Raw genomic sequence first — 7,014 nt, forward strand, 5'->3', positions numbered from 1 at the left:
CGAGCGCAGGCTTTTCCGGCGCATTGCTGAGCCACCATTATAGTTGCCCACATTCGGCGAGCAAGCTGATCGCGGTTTCGAGACGATCTGGCGTCGGCTCGGGCGGATTGCCCTGTCGTGTCGTTCCCGGTGTCAGCGTCCAGCCACCTTCGTCCATCACGATGCGCAGGCGCAGGATCGTTTTTCCGCGGTTGCGGGCGTCGGCAAGGCCCCGGCCCACCGACCAATATGCGTGCTGTGCCATAATCCAAATCTCGAGCACGCGCGCAATGAAGCCGGAGGGCGACAACGCGCGCCAGCCTTCCGCTTCCTTCCTCGCTCGGGCAAGCGGCAGGCGGTCGGGATTCTCGAACGGATGCGCCTTGCTCGGCGCCTCGCGCAGGCAGAGTGCCAGCGCGGTCACAATTGCAGATGGCAATCGGGCCTGATCTCGTAAGGCAGTCTGCAGCGAACGAAGATGCTCCACCGGATTGCTGGTGTCTTCCGAAGCGAGAACCCATGCGTCGGCGGTGTCCGGCAATGCCGGCTCGTCAAGCGCAGCGAGAAAGGCTTCCGCCAACTGGGCGGTCGATAGCGGGCCTGGCAGGAGCCTTCCAATCGTCCAGTAGAACAAGCCTTCAAGCGAAAGACGAAATAGCTGGCGAATCTGTACCGCGCGCCACTCGTCCGCTGCGGCAGGTCGATCCTTCTCCGTCCGCCATGCCTCCGGGCGATCAGCCATGCGCCTCCGGATAGCTTCATCGTCCGCATCCGCCTCGTCAAGGTCGGCATAAGCAGCCTGGACCAATCCGACACCCTTCTGCCGGGCGGTCGGCGCGCGTTCGCCGCCGAGGCGTCCAAACATGGCTTTCGCCTCGGCCGCCTTGGGCTTTTCAAGTGCCCACAGCTTCCCCCAGCGCTCCGCATCCGCGCGCTTGACCGTGACGCTGCCGAACCGGTTGAACGCCTCATGCTCCAATTCCTTCTCGAAGCGCTTCTCGAAAGCGTCGAGGACCGTATCGAGCGACGGATCGGGCTGGAAAATGCCGGATGCTCCTTCGACGGGAATGAGCCATCCCATGGTGCGCAGGCTGGGCCCGTAGTTCAGCGGCGAGATAAAGCCCGTCGAATAACGTCGCATATTGCGCCGGGCATCCCATTCCTCGCCACCGAACCGATACCTGGAAATATCGAGCATTGATCGCATCGCCTGGCCGCCCGGGATGTCGGCGCGCGGATCGATCAGAAACTGGGACCAGGCATAGATCGCCTCGATCCGATCGACGAAATCCCGCATTTCCTCGGGCGAGGCGGCCTTTCGCTTGCCCGTCTCCAGCACATGCCGGACGCGGCGCCAGGCCCATGACATGAGCGTGTAGGGCCGGATATGACTGGCCACGTTGTTGAGATCAGGCAGCACACGGTCCATGAGGCCGAAATTGATCTGCCTCAGCCCCAGCGGATCCACCCCACCGAAATCCACTTTACGCCTGTCGACCGCACGGGACTCTGCAGCCTCGCGCGCGATTTCCAGCAGTTCGCCCAGGTCCGCCATCGTCAACAATCCCGATTGATAAGAATGCGGCCGCAGCAACTGGTCACGCCCCGGACACGCAAATCCTCCGCAGAGGCGAGAGGCAGGCGCATGTGGCAGCGAGGGCAGGCGGCCTGGAAGCGATCGAGCACCATCAGCTTGGCGAAGGCGGCCCGGTCCGTGAGCGCGCGCTCCAATGTCGGCCAATGCTGCGACGCGGTGAGACTATCGAACCCGGTGCTTGGTCCCCGATCCGCAGCCGCCTTCAGATAGGCGTCGAGCTGTTCCCCCATGGTCCGGGCCCCGATCACCTCGAGTAGGAAGCTTTCGGGGGCGATGCCTGATCCAAGCAGTGCAGCAAATGCGGGGATGACGGTAGGCACAACCGACAGCGATACAGGATCGACGCCGCGCCGCAGAAAATAGCGGCGTGCCCGGATGGCGCCAACGGCGCGTCGGTCGGCGGCATGATGGAGGAGGACAGAGGCGATCGCGAGATCGCTCTCCGGCCCATCGAACGACGCGATCTGAGGAAGCACTTTGTCGAGCCAAAGCTGCACCTTTTGGGGGGCGGGCCTGATCCGGTCGGCCAGGAAATGCGACAGCGATAACGCCATCAATGCATTGCGCCCTTCGGCTTCGGGGGCAAGCATGGTCGTTAGAAGTTCGTCGAACAGCTGAAGCGAACGGTGATTCGCCGCTTCCTCCGATCTTGCTCGCTTTTCGCGATCCTTCTCGTCCTCGACATCGTCATCGTCGGTTTCACCGCCGCCGCCCCAGGGGCCGCGTGCCTGGGTGAAGGAGGCGCGGATCAACGCCATCGCGTGCCGCCAGACCGACGATGTCTCGCCGGCTTCCGCATCGCGCTCCATGCTTGCACCAAGACCTGCAGCTCTCAGGTCGGCGAGTGTCACAAGGCCTTCCGCGACGCCGGACCGCTCGGACTCCCCGCCACCGCCGATGGTCAGCGAAGCCGGTAGGCGGCTTGGATCCTCACGGAACCAGGCCAGAATGGCGGCGACGTCGGTGGGAGTTTCCGTGCCGGCGAGCATCGCCATCAGCCGGGGCGCGATCGATCCGGTCCGCCGGATGAGTTCGAGCGCGGCCGAGATCGAGACGAAACCTTCCCACTGCTTGCCGCCCCGTTCGAAGCCGAGGATCAGACGGCCACTCTCCCAGCTTTCGAACTCGATGCCCGGCGCAGTCAATTGGAAGCTCCCGTCTTCCGAAATCCGCACCGATCCCAGCGTATGGGTCGAGCGTGGCGTCCGCAAAAATGCCATGGCTTCCCCGGTCAGACGCGGCGCCAGCGTCCGGCCCTTTATCGTCTCCCCTTCGAGCGATGCGCTCAGGATGCCGAGCGTGGGCGAGACGACATCCGTCTCGTCCAGTTCGTCTGTTGCGTGCCGGACCGGCGCGGTTCCCTTTTTCGTGACCCAATATGATTTGCCGTCACGCTGGATGCGAAGCACGCCGGCTTCGATATTTCGTCCGAAAAGCCCGGCATCTGTGACATTGGCGCTGCCGCTCAGGACGAGGCGCCCTTTGCGGCAAACCAATTCGATCGACTTTGCGTGAAGCGGCCGGTCGTCATGCCCGAACGCTTCCGCCACATTCACCGCTTTCCACCTAGGGCCACCCTCGAACGGCCAGGCGTTCGACCCCTGGCCGCGCACCGTGCCGGCCGGATGAGCATGGAGATCGGCCTTGTCGACGTCCAATAGGGTAGCCAGCGCTTCAAGTCCCTCGGCGCGAAGGTCATAATAGGGTGAGATTGCCGTCAACCTCGTCACACCGCCCAGGTCGTCGGCATAAAGGGCGAGCTGTTCGGCGATTCCGCCATCCAGGCTGTGCAGCAGCCGAATATTACCCGGCCGGGCTTGTCCCTGCGTTGCCCGCCGCAACGATTCGGCAATGGATTCGCAGGCTTTCCCCGCACTCGTGACGAGCTGATCGGATCCGGCGATCTGCTCGAAAAATCCTGCTGCTTCTTCGAAGGCATCGGCCGCGAAACTGGGATGGAGGTGCTCGGCAAGTTCAAGATTGCCGCCCCATCCGGCAAAGGTCAGATTGCCGGAGCCGACGAGCAAATGGGCCTCGTCATCAGTAAACAGCGCGCCGATTTTCGCATGGAAGACACCATGATTGGTGCACGCGATCGGCTCGATCTCGTAATCGCGACCGACCCTGCGGGCGCCTTCTTCGCTCAAGCCGGCACGGATGCCTTCAGGATCGGCCAATATGAGGGCGTTGCGTCCACCGCCCCGGAGCAGGGCATCAAGAAGCACGGCCTCGAAGAACGATAGCGACAGAGCATAAGTCGTAAAGGCGGCCCGCTTCCATGGCGCGGCCGAGATCAGGTCTAGCGGATTCACGAACTCCCCCTTGGGCTGCAAGGTTAACCAGCAACCGGTTCATCGAAAGTAAAAATTGTGAGTGGGCGGTGAAACCCGCCTTCGCCGGAGCGACAACACAAGATCGAGTCTGGTCTCTGCTTCGGCGATCTCAGGACAGTCCTACGATCCTGAGTTCGAGAAAGAGAAGGGGGAACGGGGCTGGTGTCCGGGTTGATCCGGGCGCCAGCAGGAGTTCCTCCGATGACCACAACCGTTAAGCTCGCGAAGCTTACGCTTTCCCCCATCAATGTCCGCAAGCGGCCTGACGAATTGCTCGAAATTCCGCAGATGGCCGCCGATATCGAAGCCCGCGGCGTTCTGCAGAACCTGCTCGTCACGCCGGTCAAGAAGCCGCGCGGCACCTTCGAGGTGTTCGACGGCGGCCGCCGCCTGCGCGGGCTTTTTCTGCTCGCTGAGCGCGGCGTGATTGATGCCAACACCTACGATGTGCCCGTCAAGGTGCTCGTTGGCGATGAGGCGACGCTGTCGGAGACCTCGACCGCCGCCAATTTCCACCAGCTCAAGATGACGCCTGCCGAGGAATGCCGCGCTTTCCAATATTTCATCGGCCTCAACAACGACATCGACGGAGTCGCCAAGCGTTTCGGTCTCACCCGCCGGTTCGTGGAGGGGCGGCTGCGTCTCGCTACGCTGGCCGAGCCGATCTTCGAGGCGCTGAGCGCCAGTGCGATCACACTCGACGTCGCCAAGGCCTATGCCTCGACCGAGAATCAGGAGAAGCAGCTTCTCGTCTGGAGCAGCTATGGCACCAGCTATTCCAACGCCGACACCATCCGCCGCGTCATCGCCAACGAGACCATGAATTCGACCGACTCAGTGGCGATCCTGGTCGGTGAGGATCGCTATGTCGATGCCAATGGCAAGATCGACCGCGACCTGTTCAGCGACAGCGGCGACAAATGGGTCAATCCTGAAATCGCCCAGCGTCTCGCGGCCGACATCATGGAAGCCGAGGCCAAACGGGTCGGTGAAGAATTGGGGCTCGCCTGGATTCGACCGATCGCCTCGAACTATACGCACAGCGCGGCGGCCGGCCTCTACCGGGTTATTCTCCCGCCGCCCGACCTCACCGAGGAGCAGCTGGCCCGCCTCGAGGCGATCTCGCAGCGCCGGGAAGCCATCATTTCGGAGATGGACGACGAGTCCATCGGCGAGGAAACCTACAAGGCGCTCGATCAGGAATATGACGCGCTGACCGAAGAGCAGCACGCGCTCCATAACATCTCGCCTGTGCTGCCCGACGAGCTCAAGCCGCTCGTGGGCGCCTTCCTCAAGCTGACGCCGAAGGGCGAAATGGTCCTCGACACCGAATATTACAGCGAGGAGCCGCTCCGGGTCGCCGTCACCGGCGGCGGAGACGACAACGATGATGCCCATGACCCCAACGAAGCGGGCGGCCCCGGTTTCAGCAAATCGGGACGGGCCTACACGCCGCCGTCGCCTCCGCCCGCGGCGATCGCTCCGGGGGGCAAGCCTCTCAGTGCCCGGCTCTATGATGAACTGGCGATGCAGCGGCGCGATGTTCTCGCCGCGGCGTTGCTCAGCCACCCGGCGCTCGCGCTCGACTATGCTCTGTTCGTCATGATCGATGATCGCGTGAGTTCGTTCAGCGCCTATGGTTCGACCATTCGCGCCACGTCGCCGCAGGATCCGGTGAGTGGGGAGCAGCCGTCGACACGGGCACGGAGCTATCTCGCAGAGGCCCATGATGGGCTCGATGCAAATTGGCTCGAGCACAAATCCGAGGTCGAAAGGTTCGAAGCCTTCCGGGCGCTCGACGATGACGGCAAGGCGGCCTGGCTCGCCTATATCGTCGCGATTTCGCTCGAGGCGAAGGGAAGCCGGTCCGGGCAGTGCATGCTGCACAATCGTCTCGCATCGATCATGGAGGTCGATGTCGCGGGCTGGTGGCGTCCGACTTCGGAGAATTTCTTCGATCGGATCAGCAAGGGTTCGATCCTGACCCTCCTTTCCGAGGTCGGCGGTGCCGCGCTCACCGCCCGTCACGCGACGATGAAGAAGTCGGAGATCTCGGAATCGTGCGCCCTGCTTTTCGCTGGGGAGGCGATCGTCGAGCCGGAGATTCGCGACGCAGCCCTGGCTTGGGTGCCGAACGCCATGCGCTTCGTCGATCGGCCTGAAGCGGACGACCTCGAGCCGGCCACGGACGATCCGGACGAACAGACCGCGACGGTCGACGCCGCCCTGGACCCGCAGCCTGCGGATACCGCTGATGCAGAGGTGTCTCTCGTCGATACGGGACCGACGGATCAGGACGCCCTCGCAGCCTGAAGTCCTCGCTCCTGGATGCCTTGCCGTCGGCGCCATCACGCGCCGGCGGCACTTTCTCGTGCAGTCTGGAGATATTCCATGTCCGTTCCGAAACGCTCCAGTCGCGACGTCGCTGCGGAAATCACCAATCTCATCATTCGCAAGCTCGAAGAGGGCGTTCCTCCCTGGTCGCGGCCTTGGCGATGGAACGGGGCAGGGGGACGTCCCTTGCGTCACTGCGGAACGCCTTATCAGGGCATCAACGTGCTCTATCTTTGGGCGATCGGAGACGCCCAGGGTTATCGCTCACGCTACTGGATGACCTATCGACAGGCGGAAGCGCTGGGAGGGCATGTCCGCAAAGGCGAAGCCGGTTCGATTTCGGTCTATTATTCCTCCTTCAAGAAGCGCGAAGAGCATCCCGAGACTGGCCAGGAGGTCGAGCGTAGCATCCGGTTCCTTCGCCACTACATCGTATTCAATGCGGACCAGATCGATGGGCTTCCCGCCTATTTCTATCCTCCTGTCGAGCCTGAGCAGCCCATAGTCCCATCCGAGCGGCAAGCGGCGATCGATGCTTTCTTCGCAGCGATCCCCGCGGACGTCCGGCACGGCGGGAATCGCGCGTACTTCACGCCGACCTTCGACCATATCCAGCTTCCGAACCGCACCGCGTTTCGCAGTATGGATCATTACGCCTCCACCAGATGTCACGAAACCGTCCACTGGTCGGGACATGCGAGCAGGCTCGCGCGCACATTCGGCAAGCGCTTTGGCGACAAAGCCTACGCGTTCGAGGAACTTGTGGCCTTA

At 62.9% G+C, this 7,014-nt stretch carries 4 protein-coding genes; 2 read left to right on the plus strand and 2 right to left on the minus strand.

The annotated features are described in order from the left end of the window. Positions 1–37: 37 nt before the first annotated feature. A complete protein-coding gene (locus YP76_RS21325) occupies positions 38–1,534 on the minus strand; it encodes a hypothetical protein (protein WP_046765605.1) in 1,497 nt (498 codons plus the stop codon). Between the two features lie 2 nt (positions 1,535–1,536). Further along, entirely contained in the window at positions 1,537–3,888 is a 2,352-nt protein-coding gene (locus YP76_RS21330) for a phospholipase D-like domain-containing protein (RefSeq protein ID WP_046765620.1), read from the minus strand. Between the two features lie 222 nt (positions 3,889–4,110). Here YP76_RS21330 and YP76_RS21335 point away from each other — a divergent pair, with 222 nt between their 5' ends. Together YP76_RS21335 and YP76_RS21340 are read left to right on the plus strand one after the other, a co-directional pair. Next, positions 4,111–6,222, plus strand: coding sequence for a ParB/RepB/Spo0J family partition protein (locus YP76_RS21335; RefSeq protein ID WP_046765606.1), 2,112 nt, complete (start codon positions 4,111–4,113; stop codon positions 6,220–6,222). Between the two features lie 78 nt (positions 6,223–6,300). Further along, positions 6,301–7,014: ArdC family protein (locus tag YP76_RS21340; protein WP_046765607.1), on the plus strand; the 714-nt coding region annotated here is incomplete at its 3' end.

Source organism: Sphingobium chungbukense (genome assembly GCF_001005725.1).
Taxonomy (GTDB): domain Bacteria; phylum Pseudomonadota; class Alphaproteobacteria; order Sphingomonadales; family Sphingomonadaceae; genus Sphingobium; species Sphingobium chungbukense.

Excerpts from the sequence above, each read along its gene's own strand:
- YP76_RS21325 (WP_046765605.1), bottom strand. The coding sequence starts at position 1,534 with ATGGCGGACCTGGGCGAACTGCTGGAAATCGCGCGCGAGGCTGCAGAG.
- YP76_RS21335 (WP_046765606.1), top strand. The coding sequence starts at position 4,111 with ATGACCACAACCGTTAAGCTCGCGAAGCTTACGCTTTCCCCCATCAAT.